General features: G+C 58.9%; 19 protein-coding genes. 11 read left to right on the top strand and 8 right to left on the bottom strand.

Going from position 1 to position 17,624, the window contains the following annotated elements; genetic code table 11:
• Positions 1–19: 19 nt before the first annotated feature.
• Genes ACVWY9_RS00780 through ACVWY9_RS00770 form a run of 3 tightly spaced genes read left to right on the top strand, consistent with a single transcriptional unit; the run spans position 20 to position 1,037 of the window.
• On the top strand, positions 20–151 hold the full coding sequence (locus ACVWY9_RS00780; protein ID WP_414413428.1) for a hypothetical protein: 132 nt from the start codon (positions 20–22) through the stop codon (positions 149–151).
• Positions 152–163: 12 nt separating this feature from the next.
• Positions 164–382 carry a hypothetical protein gene (locus ACVWY9_RS00775; RefSeq protein WP_414424002.1) on the top strand — a complete coding sequence of 73 codons (219 nt, stop codon included), beginning with the start codon at positions 164–166 and terminating at the stop codon, positions 380–382.
• Between the two features lie 4 nt (positions 383–386).
• Positions 387–1,037 carry a cadmium resistance transporter gene (locus tag ACVWY9_RS00770; RefSeq protein WP_457387202.1) on the top strand — a complete coding sequence of 217 codons (651 nt, stop codon included), beginning with the start codon at positions 387–389 and terminating at the stop codon, positions 1,035–1,037.
• Between the two features lie 49 nt (positions 1,038–1,086).
• Here the strand turns inward: ACVWY9_RS00770 and ACVWY9_RS00765 are convergent, their stop codons facing one another.
• The 3 genes from ACVWY9_RS00765 to murC form a co-directional block, all read right to left on the bottom strand.
• Entirely contained in the window at positions 1,087–1,353 is a 267-nt protein-coding gene (locus ACVWY9_RS00765) for a hypothetical protein (protein ID WP_041436475.1), read from the bottom strand.
• A 119-nt stretch (positions 1,354–1,472) separates the two neighbouring features.
• The gene (murB, locus tag ACVWY9_RS00760; protein ID WP_457387200.1) at positions 1,473–2,459 is read right to left on the bottom strand and encodes a UDP-N-acetylmuramate dehydrogenase; all 987 of its coding nucleotides are present in this window, start codon (positions 2,457–2,459) and stop codon (positions 1,473–1,475) included.
• Positions 2,460–2,488: 29 nt separating this feature from the next.
• Complete coding sequence (murC, locus tag ACVWY9_RS00755) at positions 2,489–3,967, bottom strand: UDP-N-acetylmuramate--L-alanine ligase (protein WP_457387198.1); 1,479 nt, start codon at positions 3,965–3,967, stop codon at positions 2,489–2,491.
• A gap of 294 nt (positions 3,968–4,261) precedes the next feature.
• On the opposite strand from murC, the gene ACVWY9_RS00750 reads away from it, so the two are divergent.
• The 3 genes from ACVWY9_RS00750 to ACVWY9_RS00740 all read left to right on the top strand — a co-directional run bounded on the left by ACVWY9_RS00750 (position 4,262) and on the right by ACVWY9_RS00740 (position 7,570).
• Entirely contained in the window at positions 4,262–5,413 is a 1,152-nt protein-coding gene (locus tag ACVWY9_RS00750) for an ABC exporter membrane fusion protein (protein WP_457387196.1), read from the top strand.
• 9 nt (positions 5,414–5,422) lie between these two features.
• On the top strand, positions 5,423–6,607 hold the full coding sequence (gene devC / locus ACVWY9_RS00745) for an ABC transporter permease DevC (protein WP_457387194.1): 1,185 nt from the start codon (positions 5,423–5,425) through the stop codon (positions 6,605–6,607).
• A 225-nt stretch (positions 6,608–6,832) separates the two neighbouring features.
• On the top strand, positions 6,833–7,570 hold the full coding sequence (locus tag ACVWY9_RS00740) for a DevA family ABC transporter ATP-binding protein (protein ID WP_457387192.1): 738 nt from the start codon (positions 6,833–6,835) through the stop codon (positions 7,568–7,570).
• Here the strand turns inward: ACVWY9_RS00740 and ACVWY9_RS00735 are convergent.
• The 4 genes from ACVWY9_RS00735 to hisG all read right to left on the bottom strand — a co-directional run bounded on the left by ACVWY9_RS00735 (position 7,567) and on the right by hisG (position 11,798).
• Positions 7,567–8,538, bottom strand: coding sequence for a GDP-L-fucose synthase family protein (locus ACVWY9_RS00735; RefSeq protein ID WP_041436472.1), 972 nt, complete (start codon positions 8,536–8,538; stop codon positions 7,567–7,569). The two genes, ACVWY9_RS00740 and ACVWY9_RS00735, sit on opposite strands and share 4 nt — an antisense overlap.
• Positions 8,539–8,635: 97 nt before the next feature.
• On the bottom strand, positions 8,636–9,820 hold the full coding sequence (locus ACVWY9_RS00730) for an NAD(P)/FAD-dependent oxidoreductase (RefSeq protein WP_414412896.1): 1,185 nt from the start codon (positions 9,818–9,820) through the stop codon (positions 8,636–8,638).
• 367 nt (positions 9,821–10,187) lie between these two features.
• The gene (locus tag ACVWY9_RS00725) at positions 10,188–10,982 is read right to left on the bottom strand and encodes a photosystem II manganese-stabilizing polypeptide (RefSeq protein WP_414329070.1); all 795 of its coding nucleotides are present in this window, start codon (positions 10,980–10,982) and stop codon (positions 10,188–10,190) included.
• A gap of 108 nt (positions 10,983–11,090) precedes the next feature.
• Complete coding sequence (gene hisG, locus ACVWY9_RS00720; RefSeq protein WP_011433162.1) at positions 11,091–11,798, bottom strand: ATP phosphoribosyltransferase; 708 nt, start codon at positions 11,796–11,798, stop codon at positions 11,091–11,093.
• A 301-nt stretch (positions 11,799–12,099) separates the two neighbouring features.
• Here hisG and ACVWY9_RS00715 point away from each other — a divergent pair, with 301 nt between their 5' ends.
• The 3 genes from ACVWY9_RS00715 (at position 12,100) to ACVWY9_RS00705 (ending at position 14,751) form a co-directional block, all read left to right on the top strand.
• On the top strand, positions 12,100–13,221 hold the full coding sequence (locus ACVWY9_RS00715; protein ID WP_414329069.1) for a nucleotidyltransferase family protein: 1,122 nt from the start codon (positions 12,100–12,102) through the stop codon (positions 13,219–13,221).
• The gene (locus ACVWY9_RS00710; protein ID WP_414408714.1) at positions 13,199–13,945 is read left to right on the top strand and encodes a GvpL/GvpF family gas vesicle protein; all 747 of its coding nucleotides are present in this window, start codon (positions 13,199–13,201) and stop codon (positions 13,943–13,945) included. Before ACVWY9_RS00715 ends, ACVWY9_RS00710 begins: the two co-directional genes overlap by 23 nt.
• 143 nt (positions 13,946–14,088) lie before the next feature.
• Complete coding sequence (locus ACVWY9_RS00705; RefSeq protein WP_457384307.1) at positions 14,089–14,751, top strand: hypothetical protein; 663 nt, start codon at positions 14,089–14,091, stop codon at positions 14,749–14,751.
• Positions 14,752–14,839: 88 nt separating this feature from the next.
• Here the strand turns inward: ACVWY9_RS00705 and ACVWY9_RS00700 are convergent, their stop codons facing one another.
• A complete protein-coding gene (locus ACVWY9_RS00700) occupies positions 14,840–15,082 on the bottom strand; it encodes a hypothetical protein (protein WP_414351871.1) in 243 nt (80 codons plus the stop codon).
• Positions 15,083–15,252: 170 nt separating this feature from the next.
• Between ACVWY9_RS00700 and pyk the strand changes: the two genes are divergently transcribed.
• Positions 15,253–17,112, top strand: coding sequence for a pyruvate kinase (gene pyk, locus ACVWY9_RS00695; protein WP_457384308.1), 1,860 nt, complete (start codon positions 15,253–15,255; stop codon positions 17,110–17,112).
• A gap of 138 nt (positions 17,113–17,250) precedes the next feature.
• Positions 17,251–17,481 carry a DUF4327 family protein gene (locus ACVWY9_RS00690; RefSeq protein WP_011433156.1) on the top strand — a complete coding sequence of 77 codons (231 nt, stop codon included), beginning with the start codon at positions 17,251–17,253 and terminating at the stop codon, positions 17,479–17,481.
• The last annotated feature ends 143 nt before the right edge of the window (positions 17,482–17,624 follow it).

The following is a 17,624-nucleotide window of genomic DNA, read 5'->3' as shown; positions in this document are numbered from 1 at the left end:
ACGCTGGAGAGCAAGACCTATGGGGAAGAAGCTCCGAGGTGGCATTTTACTGATTTTGGGGTTTATGCTGTCTCCCCTTTCCTGGTGGAATGACTTGTTTTTCAACCTGCCGATTGCCTATGGGTTGGGCTACCTGTGTAGCCTGTGGTAGCCACAGTGGTTTTTGGGCGGAACCCTCGTGGGGTACTGGCTCTCCAACTTGATGGGCATTCTCATGATGCAGTTTGGCGCTACGGATGTCGTCGAGAAAAGCGAAAAACCTCGCAATGTGAAACGTGATCTCATGATTGGGCTGGCTTCTTCTACCGCCTATACTTCGGCAATTGTTGGGCTGCTTCAGTTTCACCTCGTCGATATCAGCGCCATCTTCCCCATTTCTTAACCCTATGCCGCTGGCAATTTTCTGGGCAACTTTAGTCGAAGGGATCCTCGCTTTTGTTGCCACCCATATCGACGACTTTTTCTTGCTGGTTCTGTTGTTTGCCCAGGCGCAGCTGCAACCCCTGTGGAAGGGCTGGCACATTTGGCTGGGGGGCTACTTGGGCTTGGCAGGGTTGATCCTGCTCAGCTCTCTGGGATACCTGGGGGGCCTGCTGTTGCCGCCACCTGCGATTGGGCTGCTGGGGTTGATCCCGATTGCTGTGGGTGGTTGGAAATTGTGGCGACCTGAACCTGAAGAAACCTTGGAAAAAGAGTTGGAAGAGTTGCGAGAGCGCCCAACCCAAAAGGCTTGGCCGATCCTTTTGTCCCCGCCAGTTCTGATGTCCATGCTCTTCACCTTTGCCAACGGCGGAGATAATGTCAGCCTGTACGTTCCTCTGTTTGCCGGCAGCACCCCTCCTCAGTTGGCCCTTTTTTCCACGATCTTTTTTCTGATGAAGGGATTGTGGTTTGCAGTGGCTCAAAAACTGACGATGCAGCCTGCAGTGGCGAAGGTTTTAACGGAACGGACAGAACACTGGGTGCCCTGGATTCTGGTGGGTTTGGGGGTGTGGATCCTGTTCAAAAATGAGACTTGGAGATGGCTTTTGTCTTAGACTCTGGCCGGGATTTGTTCGTGATAGCGGGACGGGATTCTTTCGAGTTCTAGTCGTTGTGTCGGTCTAGAGAGGGATCCCAGTCCAGATCTTCGTGGCGGTGCTCCCGTTCCCAGCGATGCACCCAGTCCCAAATGCGATAGTGCTGCTCGGCGGTGAGTTGCTTGGGATCTTGGGCCAAAGCGGCAGCCTCTTCTGGGGTGAGCAAAGCAGCCAGGCTGCCGATCTCCACCAAATAGCGGCGTTCTTCCGCAGTGGTGTGGGACTGATTGAGCCGTCGAATTAAACGACGTAAGGTGGCTACATCTTGACTCATAAGCCGATAGGAAAGAATCGACGAGCATCTAAGCTGGTAAGAACAGTTTAAGAGCAGAATCATCGAAATTATCAAAGTCATCAAAAGAAAGCAGGCCAAATTGCCCAGCCGATGCTCTTCTAATCCTCAAAGGATCCCAGAATGCGCACTTCTGGCTCCAAAAGCACCGACCATTGCTGATAGACCTTTTCCTGCGCCAAGCGAATCAAGCGGTAAATGTCCTTGGCACTCGCCTGATGGCAATTGAGGATGAAGTTGGCATGGCGCTCTGAAATTTGGGCCCCACCCATGCGGTACCCCTTCAAGCCGACCTGCTCGATTAGCCAGCCGGCAGGGTGAGACTCTGGGTTGCGAAAGACGCTGCCACAACTGGGCAAATGATAGGGCTGAGAGCTTAGGCGTTGGTTGAGGTAGCGCTGGGTTTCCCACTGCACCTGGGACGGATCCCTGCTTGGGATCAACTGCAGCGTCGCTCCTGTCACCGTCCAGGGGGAGTCCTGTAGGCGAGAGCGGCGATAGCCAAATTGCAGATCGGCAGGTTCTAGGCGGCAGGGCTCTTGTTCCTCGTCCAAAATCTGCACTTCCACCAGCACATCCGCCATGGCGCGTCCGTGGGCACCCGCATTCATCACCACGGCTCCCCCCAGGGTGCCCGGGATCCCGATGGCCCACTCCAAACCGCTCCAGCCTTGCTTGGCGGCTGCCCGCGCCAGATTGACCAAAGGCTCTCCGGCAGCGGCCCAAATTCTCCCCCCTTCTAGCAGTTGGATCCCGCGCAAACGGCGAGTGCCGATCACCAGCCCCTTCAACCCGGCATCGCTGATGAGCAGATTGCTGCCTGCCCCCAGCAGCGTCGTGGGGATCCCTTCTGCTCGCGCCCAAGCCAAACACTGCTGCAGCTCCAGGTGGCTACGGGGCTCACAATACCACTCCGCTTTGCCGCCCACGCGAAAGGTGGTCAGAGGAGCCAACGGGATCCCCGATTGAATCCGCCCAGATAGCAGAGCCGCCGGCCCGCGGGGGAGAAGCCTGTCTTCAGCGGTAAGACTTGCCGCCTCAGACTCACAGGAACCGTCCCGCTGAGGCACCACCGGAGCCGTCGTCATGATTCAATACCTCAGAAGCAGCTATCTTTTCAGCTGAAGTTTGGATTTTTGGCTTGCCCAGGCTGTTCCCTCACCTGAGCCGCATATGCCCGCATCGTAGCGATTATCTGCTGATTCAGATCGCCTGCGCCCAAAAAAACGGCGAGATCTCCAGGCTGCAGGACGGACGGCAACACCTCCGGCAATCGCGGCAAAGACAACACATAGCGCACATGGGGATGGTGCTCCGCCACCGCCACGGCCAAGCGCAAGCTGTTGTCGGAACCCTCAGGCGCCGGCTCTCCCGCTCCATACGTAGGCACGATCACCACCACGTCCGCCTCCCCAAAGCAGCGGGCAAAATCCTGGAACAAGGCAGCCAAACGGCTGTGGCGATGAGGCTGAAACACGGCCACCACCCGCCGCTGCTGTAGCCGTGCTGCCTGCAGGGTGGCTCGAATCTCGCTGGGATGATGGGCATAGTCGTCGATAAAGGTGACTCCACCCACTTCCCCCTTGTGCTCAAAGCGGCGATGCGCCCCCCGAAATTGCGCCAAAGCTGAGGCAATCACCGCAAACTCCAAGCCCAACTGTCGCCCCACGGCAACCGCCGCCAGGGCATTGCTGAGGTTGTGGGATCCCAACACCTGTAGGCGAAGCTGTCCGAGGAGGGATCCCTTTTCCCAGATCTCAGCGCAGGTGGAATTGGCAGTGTAGAGGATCTGACGGGCTTGGTACTGGGCTTGGGGATGACCGGTCAGGCTGTAGCCCACATCCACCCTCAGGTGAGCCGCCACGTTGGGACAGTCCAGACAGGCCACCAGGGTTTGGCTTTGCTGCCCATACTGTTGAAAAGCCCGGATCACCTGCCCCAAATCGGCGTAGTGATCGGGGTGATCCAGCTCAATGTTGGTGATCACCCCAATCTTGGGATAGAGCCGCACCAGGGATCCATCCGACTCATCCACCTCGGCCACCCAATACTCCCCCTTGCCCAGACGGGCATTGCCATCCCAGGCATCCACTTCCCCGCCGATAATCAAGGTGGGATCCCAGCCCGCCGAGAGCAATACATAGCCGATCATGCTGCTGGTGGTGGTTTTGCCGTGAGTGCCGGCCACCCCAATGCCAGAGCGACGGTTAAACAGAGCCGCCAACAAGTCTGCCCGGTGCCAAACCGTCAATCCCTTGCCCAGGGCAGCAGCCAATTCTGGATTGGTGGGGCGAATGGCGCTGGAATAGACCACCTGGGGATCCCCGACCAACCCCTCCAAGCTGTGGCCCTGAAAGAAGCGCACCCCCAAAGCTTCCAGGCGGCGGGTACGGCCATTGGCGACAATGTCGGATCCGGAAACGCGAAACCCTTGTTTAGCCAGGATATAGGCCAGGGCCGACATCCCCACTCCACCAATGCCCACAAAGTGATAGGTGGACAGCAAGGGATCTAGGGGATCCAAATGCAGGGGCGGAGGCTGAGACCGAACCGGCAACGGCGGGATGGGATCCCCTCCTCCAACTGTTTCCACCATCGCAACTCCACCCCACTCCTAAAACCGCCACACTCCAAAAAAAGGACTGCGTTCTGCTGACTACAAACAGGTTCGAACAGGCCACATCATATCAGGAATCCCCAGAGCTAGGTAGGCTGCGCCCCACCGGTTGCCGTGATCTGCCGGCACCTTGGGGAACCCACAGGGGGTGAAAATACGATGAGCACAAGCAACACAGAATACAGCTGGACATTTTCATCCCAAAAACTTTACACTTATTTAAGAAAAAGAGGCGGCGTTTGTCGTCTGCAAAGCCACAGCGGGTAAAAGGCCATGAACCCACGAGCGCTTTGGTCGCTGGCAGGAGTCGGGCTGCTTGGTTGTGCCGGTCTGGTATGGCTGGGATTGAGCCAACAGGGAGCCACACAGTCGGTATCGGGAAGTGCAGAGGCAACGGTGGAAATGCGGCTGCCTCCGCAAGTTGGTGCTTTGGGTCGCCTGGAGCCGGAGGGGGAAGTGCTGCGCATTGCCGGTTCCCCCGGAGAACGGCTGGGAGAGCTGCTGGTGGCCGAGGGGGATCGCGTGGTGGCAGGCCAAGTGCTGGCCCGCTTGGAAAGCTACGCCGAGCGGTTGGCGGAGCGAGAGTACGCTGCCGCCCAACTTCAAGAGGCCCGCGCCCGGTTGCAGGCCGAGACCCGTTTCAGTCAGGCCCAAATCCAAGAGGCACGCACCCGCCTCAGCCGTCTGGACGAGCCGCAACAGATGCAAATCCGCTCCCAGGAAGCGGTGGTGGAACGTATCCGGGCAGAACTGGCCGATGCCGAGGCCAATCTGGCCCGCTTTCAGGAGCTCTGGCAGGAAGGAGCAATCTCGCAACAAGAGCTGGATCAACGCCGGCTGCTGGTGCGGCAACGACAGGAGGACTTGCGGGCTGCCGAAGCCACCCTGAGCCAACTGCGCCTGGCCCGTGAGCGGGATCTGCTCAATGCCCAAGCCCAAGTCCAAGCTGCCGAGGCGGGGCTGAGTTTGGCCCAAGCCCAAGTCCAACTGGGATCCCTGGTCCGCAACCTGGAACTGGCAGAAGCTCGCCTAGAGCGCACCCTCATCCGCGCTCCCCGTGCTGGACAGGTGCTCAAGATCCACACCCGCCCTGGAGAGGTCATCCCCGCCGGCGAGGGCATTCTCGAGCTGGGCAACACTGACCAAATGATGGTGGTGGCCGAGGTCTACGAAACAGACATCTTGCGGGTTCGGCCAGGCCAGCAGGCCACCATTAGCAACCGCGCTCTGCCAGAAACCCTGCAGGGCCGAGTGGAGCGGGTGGGCCTGCAGATTGGCAAGAAAGATGTGCTCAACACCGACCCAGCTGCCGATGTGGATGCCCGCGTGGTGGAAGTGTATATCCGCCTGGATCCGGAGAGCAGCGCCCGCGTGGCTGGCCTGACCAACCTGCAGGTGAATGTGGCCATCGATGTCGAGGGGTAGGCTCAGCCCATGTACAGCCTGTTCAGTGTGGCTTTTATCGCGCGCCGGATCCCGTTGGCCTGGCTGCAGTTGACGCGGGAGAAGATCCGCCTGCTGGTGGCCCTGGCGGGCATTGCCTTTGCTTGCATCTTGATGTTCATGCAGTTGGGCTTCCAGGATAGCTTGCTGGAAAGTGCCATCCGCTTCCACGTGGCCCTGAAGGGAGAGATCTTCCTGGTCAGCCCTCAGTCCAACGCCCTGATTGCCATGAACACCTTCTCCCAGCGGCGACTCTATCAGGCTTTGGGCTTTGAGGGGGTGCGGGCCATCTCGCCTGTCTATGTGGGCTTTGCCCTCTGGAAAAACCCAGAGACCCGCCGTACCCGCAGCATTTTTGTGGTAGGAGTGGATCCCTCGGCTGATCTGTTGGACTTGCCGGAACTGACGCCGGACGAGCTGGAAGAGATCAAAAAGGCGGACGTGGTGCTTTTTGACCGCCGCTCCCGCAGCGAGTTTGGCCCCATCCCAGAGTGGTTTGAGTCCGGGCGAGAGGTGGTTACTGAGGTGGGAAACCGCCGCGTCCGGGTGGGGGGCCTGTTTGAGATGGGGGCCACCTTCGGAGCCGACGGCACCATCCTCACCAGCGATCTCAATTTCCTGCGCATTTTTCCGCAGCGGGGGCGCGGCCTGGTGGATATCGGCGTGGTGCAGCTTCAGCCGGGGGTGGATCCGGATCCCTTGGTGCGGCAGATGCGGGCTTTGCTGCCGGAAGATGTGCGGGTGCTCTCACGGGCGGAGTTTATCGATATGGAGCAAACCTACTGGGAAGAGGGCACAGCCATCGGCTTTATTTTCGGCCTGGGGGTGGGCATGGGCTTTATTGTCGGCATTGTGATTGTCTATCAAATTCTCTACACCGATGTGTCGGATCACCTGGCAGAATATGCCACTCTCAAAGCCATGGGCTATACCGATACCTACCTGCTGGGGGTGGTATTTCAGGAGGCGCTCCTGCTGGCCGGCTTGGGGTACATTCCTGCCTTTGCCCTGTCGGTTTTGCTCTACGATTTGACGGCCAATGCCACGTTGCTGCCTATTGCCATGACCTTCAACCGGGCAGTGCTGGTGCTGGGGCTGGCGGTGAGCATGTGTTTCATCTCAGGAGCGATTGCCGTGCGACGGCTGCGGGCAGCCGATCCTGCCGACATTTTCTAGAGTTTTGGCTGTGGGCAGGGCGCCGGGGCGTTGGTAAGTCAATAGTCTGCCAAAGGGGATCGGATGGATGGTGAAGGGTTTGAGCTAGGCTGTCTAAAAACTTCTGGGATCCTCATCAACGCTCTCCGGCCAAAGGTTTCTAAATGGTCTCATCTCAACGCTCCAAATGACGGCCTAAGTGGTCAATGAGTTGTCAACGCAAAGTTTTGAGATTTTGAGTTTCCTATGCTGACTTCTCTTTTCGATCAAGCTGCCCTTGCTTCTGCCCAGAATGCCGTTGAGCCAGTGGTGAAAGCCGAAGGTGTAAACCACTATTTCGGCGAGGGATCCCTGCGCAAGCAGATTCTCTTCGACATTAGCTTTGCCCTGCAGCCAGGGGAGATCGTGCTGCTGACTGGCCCTTCCGGCTCCGGCAAAACCACCCTGCTGACGCTGCTGGGGGCCTTGCGCTCGGTGCAGGAGGGCAGCTTGCGGGCGTTGGGACAGGAGCTGCGGGGAGCTCAGCCCAGTACTCTCATTCAAATCCGCCGCCAGGTCGGGTACATTTTCCAGGCCCATAACCTGCTGCGATCCCTGACGGCAGCCCAAAACGTGCGCATGGCCCTGGAGCTGCACAACGGCCTCTCTCCTCAGGAAGCCCAGCAGCGAGCGGAAGCAATGCTGGCGGCGGTGGGCCTGGGGGATCGCGTCCACTACTACCCGGAACAGCTTTCTGGCGGACAAAAGCAGCGGGTGGCCATTGCCCGCGCCTTGGTTAGCCATCCCAAGCTGGTGCTGGCGGACGAGCCCACGGCAGCCCTAGATAGTAAGTCGGGCCGCGAGGTGGTGACCCTGATGGAGAAGCTGGCGCGGGAGCAGGGCTGCACCATCCTCATGGTGACCCACGACAACCGCATCCTGGACATCGCGGATCGGGTGCTGCACATGGAGGATGGCCGGCTGGAGAGCCAAGGGGTTGCCTAGCTTTGCCCAGAGCAGGCGTGGCGGCGGTACCAGTCGATGGTGCGCTGCAGACCTTCTCGCAGGCCGACTTTGGCCACAAAACCCATCCTCTCTCGGGCTTTGGAGACATCCAGACAGCGGCGGGGTTGGCCATTGGGCTTGTCCGTTTGCCAGCGGATCTCTCCCCGGAACTCCATCAGCTCGCAGATGAGGGCAATCAGATCCCGGATGGAGATCTCTTCGCCGGTGCCCAGGTTCAAGGGATCCGCCCCGTCGTAAAGCTGGGTGGCCATGACAATGCCGCGGGCCGCATCTTCAGCGTAGAAAAACTCGCGGGTGGGGCTGCCATCCCCCCACACTTCGACATAGTTTTGGCCCCGTTGCTGCGCTTCGTGCACTTTGCGGATCAAGGCTGGGATGACGTGGGAGCTTTCGGGGTCGAAGTTGTCCATGGGGCCGTAGAGGTTCACCGGCAGGAGGTAGATGCCGTTGAAGCCGTACTGCTGCCGGTAGGCCTGCAGCTGCACCAGCAGGGCTTTCTTGGCGATGCCGTAGGGGGCGTTGGTCTCTTCCGGGTAGCCGTTCCAGAGATCCTCTTCCTTGAAGGGGACGGGGGTAAACTTGGGGTAGGCGCAGATGGTGCCCACGCAGACAAACTTCTCCACCCCGGCCAGGTAGGCGGCGTGGATGAGCTGGGATCCCATGATGAGGTTGTCGTAGAAGAGTTCTGCCGGCTTGGCTTGGTTGAGGCCGATGCCACCCACGTGGGCGGCCAAATGGATGACGATATCTTGCCCTTGCACCACCTCTTGGCAGACTTCCCAACGGCGCAGATCCTGGGTGCGGGAGCGCGGGATGCGCACCTGCTCCGGCTTTACCCCCAGCACCTGCAACTGTTGCAGCACATGTTTGCCCAAAAAGCCGCTGCCCCCTGTGAGCAAAATGCGCTTCTGGCTGAGATCGACGGAGCTGGGCAAGCTGTTGGGCATAGATCCGACGCAGAGAACTTCCGGCTTTCATTATGCTGCAGACGGGATAGCCGTATTCCAGACTTGTTGGCGATGGTCATCGAGAATAAGCAAGGCATCAACTCAAAACCTGGGCAAACCGCGCCGGCGACAGAGCAGGGATCCATTCATCCGCTTGTCCATAGGCTTGTTGGGCGAAGCGACGGGCCAAAGCGGGCAGGATGGGCAGGGGATTGCTGAAGCCGGAAAACAGTTGCAAGCCTTCCCAACCGGGCAGGGATCCCACCAGAGGCTGGTGATCGGCGCTGAAGGCCACCAAGCAGTGATACCACCGTCCGGGCAGGTGGGCCAACTTGGGCAGGTAGCGACCGGCTTGTGCCCGGATCTGGGCTTCGCTGGCGGCTGCATCCACCTCGGCATGGGGATCCGTCAATACCCGGCTGATCTGGCCCATGCGAATGCTGCCATCTACAAATTGCAGGATCCCGGCATCCAGAATCGGCGGGCAAAGCTCGTGCCCTGGCTCGTCCCAAAGGGGATCCCGATCGGGATGGGCGGCTTGTCGTTCCAGTTCCAAGCGTTGCACGGGCACGCTCATCACCAACGCTTTCAATTGCAAATCCGAGGGCTCCAGCTCCAGGGATTCGGCATGGGTGTAGTAGATGGGCACCCGGATTCCCGCTTGGCGCAACAGAGCCCGTGTCCAGCCGCCGGCGCACACCACCACCTGGCCTGCTCCGTAGCAGTCGGCTCCGGACTCTACGCCCGTGATGCGCGCTCCCTGCCGCCGCAGGGCCGTTGCTGTTGCGATCAAGAGGGATCCCCCCAATCGTTGAAAGGCTTTTTGAAAGGCCAGCGCCGTCAACAAGGGGTTGATGTGGCCATGCCGAGCCCAGAGGACTACTTCCAGAGCGGCCGGATCCAGCAGCGGCTCCAGCTCGCAGGCTGCCGCCACCGAAATCCGCCGGGGTGGGATGCGACAGTCGGCCAGATCCGCCTCAACGGCCTCTGCATCGTAGCCGGGGGCAATGGGCATGAGCAGATCCAGCTCGCGAAATTGAATATCTGCCTCCAGCTCTTCTGACAGGGTGCGGTAGCGTTGGATCCCTTCTTCCCCCAGAGCTTTGAGCAGCGGCGTTTTGCCCGCCCAATGGGCCAAGCCCCCGTAGCTGTAGCGGGTTGCCCCCTTCAGCACCGCTTCTTTCTCCACGAGGAGAACGGATCCTCCCTGGCGGGCCAGCTCATAGCTCAGAGCTGCCCCGGTAATCCCGCCACCGATCACGATCCAGTCGTAGTTGGCCATCACTTCCCTCTTTGCCCTGAACCTCATCTTGCGGCAAAGAGGCTCAGTTTGGGGTAGCGAGCGCAGCAGAACTCGGATCCGCACTGGTGGCGGTACTGGCTGAAGCGGAACTCACAAAGGGCTTCCTTGAGTCCAGATTGAGAGTCCCCTTGGGTCCAGAGTCAACATAAAAGGCAGGTTAGTGGCATCGACCATCTGCAAATGAACCTGTGGCGGCATCTGGCCCAGACTTTATCGCTGCACACTTCCCCAACAGGCAAAAGGGGCCAACCTGGACAGAGAACATAGCCAACAGAAACGGGCGGAGATCTCCGGGATCCCTGCCCATCCTGGTTTGAGGCGGGTTATTCTCTGCCCTCAGGCGCTTTCAAGACTCTCCCGCCAGGCGGGCGTAAAACAGGCCTTGAATGCGAACAGTGTGGGGTTCCATCGCCCCTTGCTCGGTGCTGGAAGGCTGAATGCTAACAAAGGATCCCGCCATTTCGCCAGTGCTGGGATCCACGCGAGCGATCCGCAGCGACATTTTCCCCTGGGAAACCTCGTCCACCTTGCGGTTGGTGGCAAAATCATCTTTGGCAGCCTGTAGACCTACCGCAGTGTCGTAGCCGGTGTTGGATCCCCGCCCGCGCGGGTCGAGGAAGGTGCTGCTGTGATAGCCGGGCACCAAGAACTCCCCTTCAAAATCCGTCGAAGGGTCAATGGCGGAGCCCTGGGCAGTGGCGACCAAGTCTTTCACGCTAAACAGAAACGGCACCAGCTCGCGGCGGGGCATTTGGCCGGTGGTCGGCTGAAAGGTGATCCCATCCACCACTTTGAGCTCCAGCGCACCGTCTTTGGGAGTCACCTCAGCTTTAATCGGCCCCAGAGTGGCCGCTGAGATCATGATGTTTTTGGCCTTGATGAACTCTTTCTCGCCGTTCCGCTTTTCCTCTTCCACCTCAATTTGCACCGGCTGGAAGCAGACATCCGTCAGCTTCAGGGATCCCCCCCTAGGCACTTCGATACGGCCCCGGGCGTTGTCCGAGACCGAAGGGCAAATGGCGGCCTTGCCGGTGTTGCGGATCTGGTCATAGGTCAGCGGCGCCTTGGCAGCCTTAGCCGGAACAGCAAAGACGCTCAAACAAAGCGCCAACAGGATGGCGAGCAGTGGACGGTACCGCATAATCAACCTCGAAAAACCTTTTTTGAATCTGAACGCTGCTGGGGGAAATAAGCCCGAATGCCCCCATTGTACGCAATCGTGATCCCCCTCAGAGGAAGTGCCTCAAAATTAGCCACCCACCAACAGGGATCCCAGCCAGCGTTCCCGAATCTGGGTGATCAACTCGCGGATAGGCTGTTGGTTGACACGGTAGCTGATGGGATGGGCAATCAGGCGAGCTGTACTCTCGAATAGGCAGTCTCGCTCAATCAGGCCGTTTTCCCTCAGGGTGCGCCCTGTGGCTACCAAGTCGACGATGGCATCGGCCATGCCGGTGAGGGGGGCCAACTCCACCGAACCATAGAGAGAGATAAGCTCCACCGGCAAATCCAGGCGGTCAAAATACTCGCGGGCGCAGCCGACAAACTTGGAAGCCACGCGGGCATGAGCAGGCAACTGAGCTGCCGAGTGGTAGGGGCTATCTTGGGGAAGGGCCACCGACATACGACAGTGGCCAAATTGGAGATCCAACAGGTGGGCCACCCGCGCTTCGGTGCCGGCATAGCGCTCCCGCAAGACGTCGTAGCCGACAATGCCCAACTGCGCCTGCCCGTACTCCACGTACACCGGCACATCGTGAGTGCGCACCAGCAGCGCTTCGTAGCGTTGTCCGTTCAGCCGGGTGGGGGATTCAATCCGCAGCAGGCGATTGCCGGGATCTAAAAAACGGCTGAAATCGATCCCCACCTGCTGCAGGCATTGAATGGCCTCAGGCAGCAAGGCTCCCTTGGCCAGGGCAATCGTGATGGGTGGGCTGTCGGGACGGCCATCCAGCATCTTTTTCAGGATCTACTACATTTGTCTGATACATCCGTCTGAATCTTGGGCCAGGAGCAATCAATGTAAGAATGCTGGGATCCCCGTCTGCCGGGTGGAACTCTCAGGAGAGACGGGGCAAAACGAGGGGCTCAGGGGAAACCCTTGGCGAAATGCCCAGAAGAGCAAGCCCCCTTGATTGTAGGGGATCGGAATCCCAGCAGCGATTCCCCAGCCTCTTGAAAGCCCCGCCGGTTCTCTGGAATGCCGATCCTGGGATGATAAAGTCAGAGCACGGTTAGCCCGGAGGAGTGACGACGGCATGAAAGCCATGATCCTGGCAGCAGGCAAAGGCACGCGGGTACGGCCCATCACCTACATGATGCCGAAGCCGATGATCCCCATTTTGCACAAGCCTGTCATGGAATTTTTGGTGGAGCTGCTGCGGGAACACGGCTTCGACCAGATCATGGTCAACACCAGCCACTTGGCCCACCAAATCGAAGACTACTTTCGAGATGGGCAGCAATGGGGGGTTCACATCGGCTTTTCCTTCGAAGGCCATTTTGAGAACGGCCAGCCGGTGGCCGAACCTCTGGGCTCCGCTGGCGGTATGCGCAAGATCCAGGATTTCTCCGGATTTTTCGACAGTACCTTTGTGGTGCTCTGTGGGGATGCCCTGATCGACCTGAACCTCACGCAGATCGTCAACTTCCACAAATCCAAGGGAGCGCTGGCCACTGTGGTCCTGCGGCAGGTGGATCCCAGCCAGGTCTCCAGCTATGGGGTGGTAGTCACCGACGAGACGGGTCGCATCACTGCTTTCCAAGAAAAGCCTAGGCGGGAAGAGGCCCTCGGCCACACCATCAACACCGGCATCTATGTTTTCGAGCCGGAAGTGTTCGACTACATTCCCCCTGGCTGCCCCTACGACATCGGCAGCGATCTCTTCCCGGCCTTGGTGAAAGCGGGTGCCCCCTTTTATGGGATCACGGCTGACTTTCAGTGGGTGGACATTGGCCGCACCCACGACTACTGGCTGGCGGTGCAAAAAGTGCTGCGCGGCGAGATCAAGGGAGTCAAGGTGCCCGGGATCCAGATTCAACCCGGCGTATGGACGGGGATCAACATCCGCGCCAACTGGGATCGCATCCACATCGAGCCACCGGTCTACATCGGGGCCAGCAGCTATTTGGCGGACGGGGTCAAACTCATCGGCCCCACGGCAATTGGCTACGGATGTGTGTTGAATGAAGGGTGTACGCTGGATGGCAGCTTGATTTTTAACTACACCCAGATTGCGGCAGGCGTGACCCTACGCCACCAGATGGTGATGGGTCGCTACTGCATTTCCTCGGATGGCAATGCCATCGACACCGAAGAGTCCAACCTCACGTGGCTGATCGGAGATGCCCGCAGCAATGCCAACGGCAAATCCCCATAGCTCCCTCTACCTCTACGGGATCGTCGCTGCCCCCGGCCCGCGTCATCTGAGTGTGGTGGGGCTGGACAAGCAGCCGGTGCAGGTTCATGGGCTGGGATCCCTGGCCTTCTTGTACTCCCAGGCTCGACAGGAGCGCTACCTGGCCAGCCGGGCCAACTTGCTCGCCCATGAGGCCGTGCTGGAAAAAGTGATGAACGAGGGACACCGGGCTCTGCTGCCTCTGCAATTTGGCCTGGTGGTGAGCGGCTGGGAGCAGGTGGAACGGGACTTGGTGCAGCCCCGCTTGGCGGATCTGCTGGCTCTGCTGGAGCGCCTGGAGGGCAAGCGGGAGGTGGGAGTCAAAGTCTTCTGGGATCCCGAGCAGGAGCTCAAGCTGGGGCTAGAGGAAAACCCTGCCCTCAAAGCTCGGCGAGACGAAATGGCCGGCGCTCCTCTGGGGCTGGACGCGGTAGTCGAGATCGGACGGGCTCTGGAGCAGCTCTTAGAGCAGCGACGTCAGCGCATTGCCCAGACCTTTACAGCAGCCCTCAGCCCCTTGGCCAGCGACCGCGTAGAAGGAGATCTGCTCACCGAAAACATGGCCTACAACGGCTCGTTTTTGATCAATTGGGAAGATGAGCCGGTTTTTGCCCAAAAAGTAGAGGAGCTAGACCAGACCTTCCAGGGGCGGCTGCGCATTCGCTACAACAACTTCACCGCTCCCTACAATTTCGTCAAACTTTGACACACTCAGCTGTATTGGGTCACTTCTCTACAAAAGACAAGAGGAGACCGCTCGGCTGAATGGTCGAAGGCAGGGATCCTTTTGGAAATCTGCTCAGGTATTGTGGGGATGGGCGCTGCAGTCTGTAAGCCGAGGGAGACGGTATGGGGTTGCTTATTTTTATCTTGTTTTTAGCTCTGGCTGCCGGGATCTTGGCTCTAGCCCTTTACCACGAAAAGAAACGTCGAGAAGCTCTGGAGCGGGTAGCTGCACAGCTAGGAATGCGCTTTTCTGCCCAGTTGCCTGAAGAGATTCGATCTCGCTTGTTGCAAGCAGGCTTTGGACTGTTTGAACGAAGCCATGGGCGGCGTTTCTATAATTCGATGTCCAAGCGGCTGATCGATGGCACTGAGATTACCGTTTTTGATTACCAATACACCCGCGGCAGTGGCAAGAGTTCCAGCACTTATCGCCAGTCCGTCTTCTACGCCTATCACGAGGATCTTCATCTGCCGCGTTTTCGGCTGCACCCCGAAAATGCCTTTTTCCATGGCATCGCCAAAGCTTTTGGCATGCAAGATATCAATTTCGAGAGCCACCCTAAGTTCTCCCGGAGCTATCTCTTGCGAGGAGAGAATGAAGCCCAAGTTCGGCTGCGGTTCCATCCTGGCGTCCTTGGTTTTTGGGAGCAGCATCCCAACTATTGTGCCGAAGGGGCCGGCGCCCACCTCATTCTCTGGCAGGATGACCGACAGGTGAATCCCGAAGGGATGGCAGAATGGATGCGCTTGGGGGAAGAGTTGACTCAACGGCTGCGGCGTATGTAGTAGCAGAGCCTACGGCCCCCCGCCGCGAACGGTCAACCTCGGCCTAAACCTCACCCCAAGAGGGTGCGCTGCAATCTCAAGAACCTCTCTACTGAGCGCCGAGGGCCGCCAACAAATCATCTGCCAACAACACCGCCGTATAGACCAAAGCCTGTCGTTGCTCAGGAGACAAATCGCCGACGGGAGTCTGGGGATTGCTCACGATACCCTGCAGTACTCTGCTGGCTATGTATTCCCGCTTGGAAACCCCTGGGCTGGAGATAGTGGGGTTATCCAGAGAGAACTTCTGATGGTGCTCGAAGGGGAAGGCGTATTCGGGGGCAACCGGCATCGCTCGACTCCAGATGGATCTCTACACTCTGCTTTGCCTATTTTCCCATCCTCTCTCGCTGGGGATTTTAAAAAAGCGGTGCCTCAAAAAAGACATAACGGGTTATCGTAATCAGAGAGATCCCTATGTGGGGGAAGGATCTGGGCTGCTCTCCCTTGGGAACAGTGGACATGCATTTGAGGGATTCTTTTCGACGCACCAAAATTGTTGCCACCATCGGCCCTGCCAGCTCAAATCCAGCCATTCTCAGGGAGATGATCCTGCAAGGGGCAACCACCCTTCGCCTGAACTTCTCCCATGGGGATCACGAGCTACACCGCCGCAGCATTCGCCTGATCCGCCAAACCGCGATGGATCTGGGCATCCAGGTCGCCATTTTGCAAGACCTGCAGGGGCCCAAAATCCGCCTGGGCAAGTTCGCCGAAGGCTCGATCACCCTCAAGGCAGGGGATCCCTTTGTGTTGACCAGCAAACCTGTCTTGGGATCCCAAGAGCGCAGCTGGGTCACCTACGACAAGCTGGCCCAAGAAGTGCCCGAAGGAGCGACGATCCTCATCGACGATGGTCGAGTGGAGATGCGGGTGGAAGCCGTGGATCCGGAAGCGGGCGAACTCTTCTGCCGCACCATTGTCGGGGGTACCCTCTCCAACAACAAGGGGGTCAATTTCCCCGGTGTGCGCCTGAGCATCCGCGCCGTGACCCCAAAGGATAAAGAAGATCTCTACTTCGGCCTCAACCAAGGGGTGGATTGGGTGGCCCTCAGCTTTGTGCGGGATCCCTCTGATGTGCTGGAGCTGCGGGAGCTCATTGCCTCAGCCAAACGGCCTTCTTCGGGCTCAGCCGACAAGCGGGTACCCATCATCGTCAAGATCGAGAAACACGAGGCCATTGAACAGCTGCCCCAGATTTTGGCCCTCAGCGACGGTGTGATGGTGGCGCGGGGAGATCTGGGGGTAGAGCTGCCTGCGGAAGAGGTGCCGATCCTGCAGAAGCGGGTGATCGCCCTGGCCAACTCCCTGGGGATCCCGGTAATTACGGCCACCCAAATGCTGGACAGCATGGTGCACAGCCCCCGACCCACCCGTGCCGAGATCTCCGATGTGGCCAACGCCATTTTGGATGGCACCGATGCCGTTATGCTCTCCAACGAGACGGCTGTGGGCAAATACCCTGTCGAGGCCGTTGCCACCATGGCCCGCATTGCCGTGCGCACCGAGCGCGATTACTTTGACCTGACCTCCGCCGACCGACGACAACGCCTTCGCACCCTTGCCATGCAGGAGCTGAGCCAAAACAACGGCAACAGTCCTGCTGGAATGCGGCCCAAAACCCTGATCACCGACTCGATTAGCCGCGCCGTGGGGGAGATCGCCCAGGAGTTGGATGCCGTAGCCGTGATGACCCTGACCAAAACGGGGGCTACCGCTCGCAATGTCTCCAAGTTTCGTCCCCGCACTCCCATCCTGGCCGTAACCCCCCATGTGGAGGTGGCACGGCGGCTGCAGTTGGTTTGGGGGGTACATCCGCTGTTGGTTATGGATTTGGCCACCACCCGCCAGACCTTTCAAGCGGCCATCAGCTTGGCTCAGGAAGATGGCTTGCTCAAGGATGGCGACTTGGTGGTGCTCAGTGCAGGAACCCTGCCAGGCGTTGCGGGATCCACCGATCTGATCAAGGTGGATGTGGTGAAAGCGGTGGTGGCTCAAGGCAAAGGGTTTGGCAAGGGCATTGTCAGCGGCCCGGCCCGCATCTTGAGATCCAGCCTCGATGCCAGCAAAATCACCGCCGGGGACATTTTGGTTGCCCAATCCACCGACGCCAACTATGTGGAGGCCATCAAACAGGCAGCCGGCGTGATTACCGAAGAAGAGGGAGCCTCCTCTCATGCAGCAGTCATTGGCCTGCGGCTGGGGGTGCCGGTGCTGGTGGGGGTCAAGGATGCTACCCGCTTAATCCGGGATGGATCTATCGTCACTCTGAACCCAGAAAAAGGCATAGTGACCGCAGGAGCCGATGGCTTGGGCTTTTAAGCGGGCCTTAAGGTTGCCTGCAATACAAACTTGTATCTCTTGCTACGAAACGAGACCAAGTTCTATGATGGGGGTAGCGAGGCAAGATTTTCCCTGACCCTTCGGTGCGTCCCATCCATTCCACGTGTAGGTTAAGCTATGCCCACTTTACAAGCCACCCACTATGCGGTTGAGGCCATCCAGGAGGAAGCTCGTCGCCTCATTCAGCAGGGCGTCTTACGCCGCTCTGCAGCCATTGCCCACCTGCAACCCTTTTTCCCGCAGCGGGAGTGGCAGGCGATTGCCCAAGAGCTGGAGCTGCAAGACTACTGCCCCTCGGATCCCCTCTGCGATTTAATCGGCGACTGCGAGGAGTGGGGCGAAGACTAAGCCTCGATCTGCCGAGGATGGCAAGCGGTCGGCGTTGGCAGACAGCCAATGCTTCTTTCTATTCCACCCGTTTTTTCCCTCTTGATCTGTCGGCGGTTAAGCTGGATGAACTATAGTCAGTAATCAAACATCCCTTTTCGCCG

The organism is Thermostichus sp. OS-CIW-31 (genome assembly GCF_054060305.1).
The sequence above is the reverse complement of the archived record's forward strand: the minus strand, read 5'-3'. Positions and strand labels throughout refer to the sequence as shown.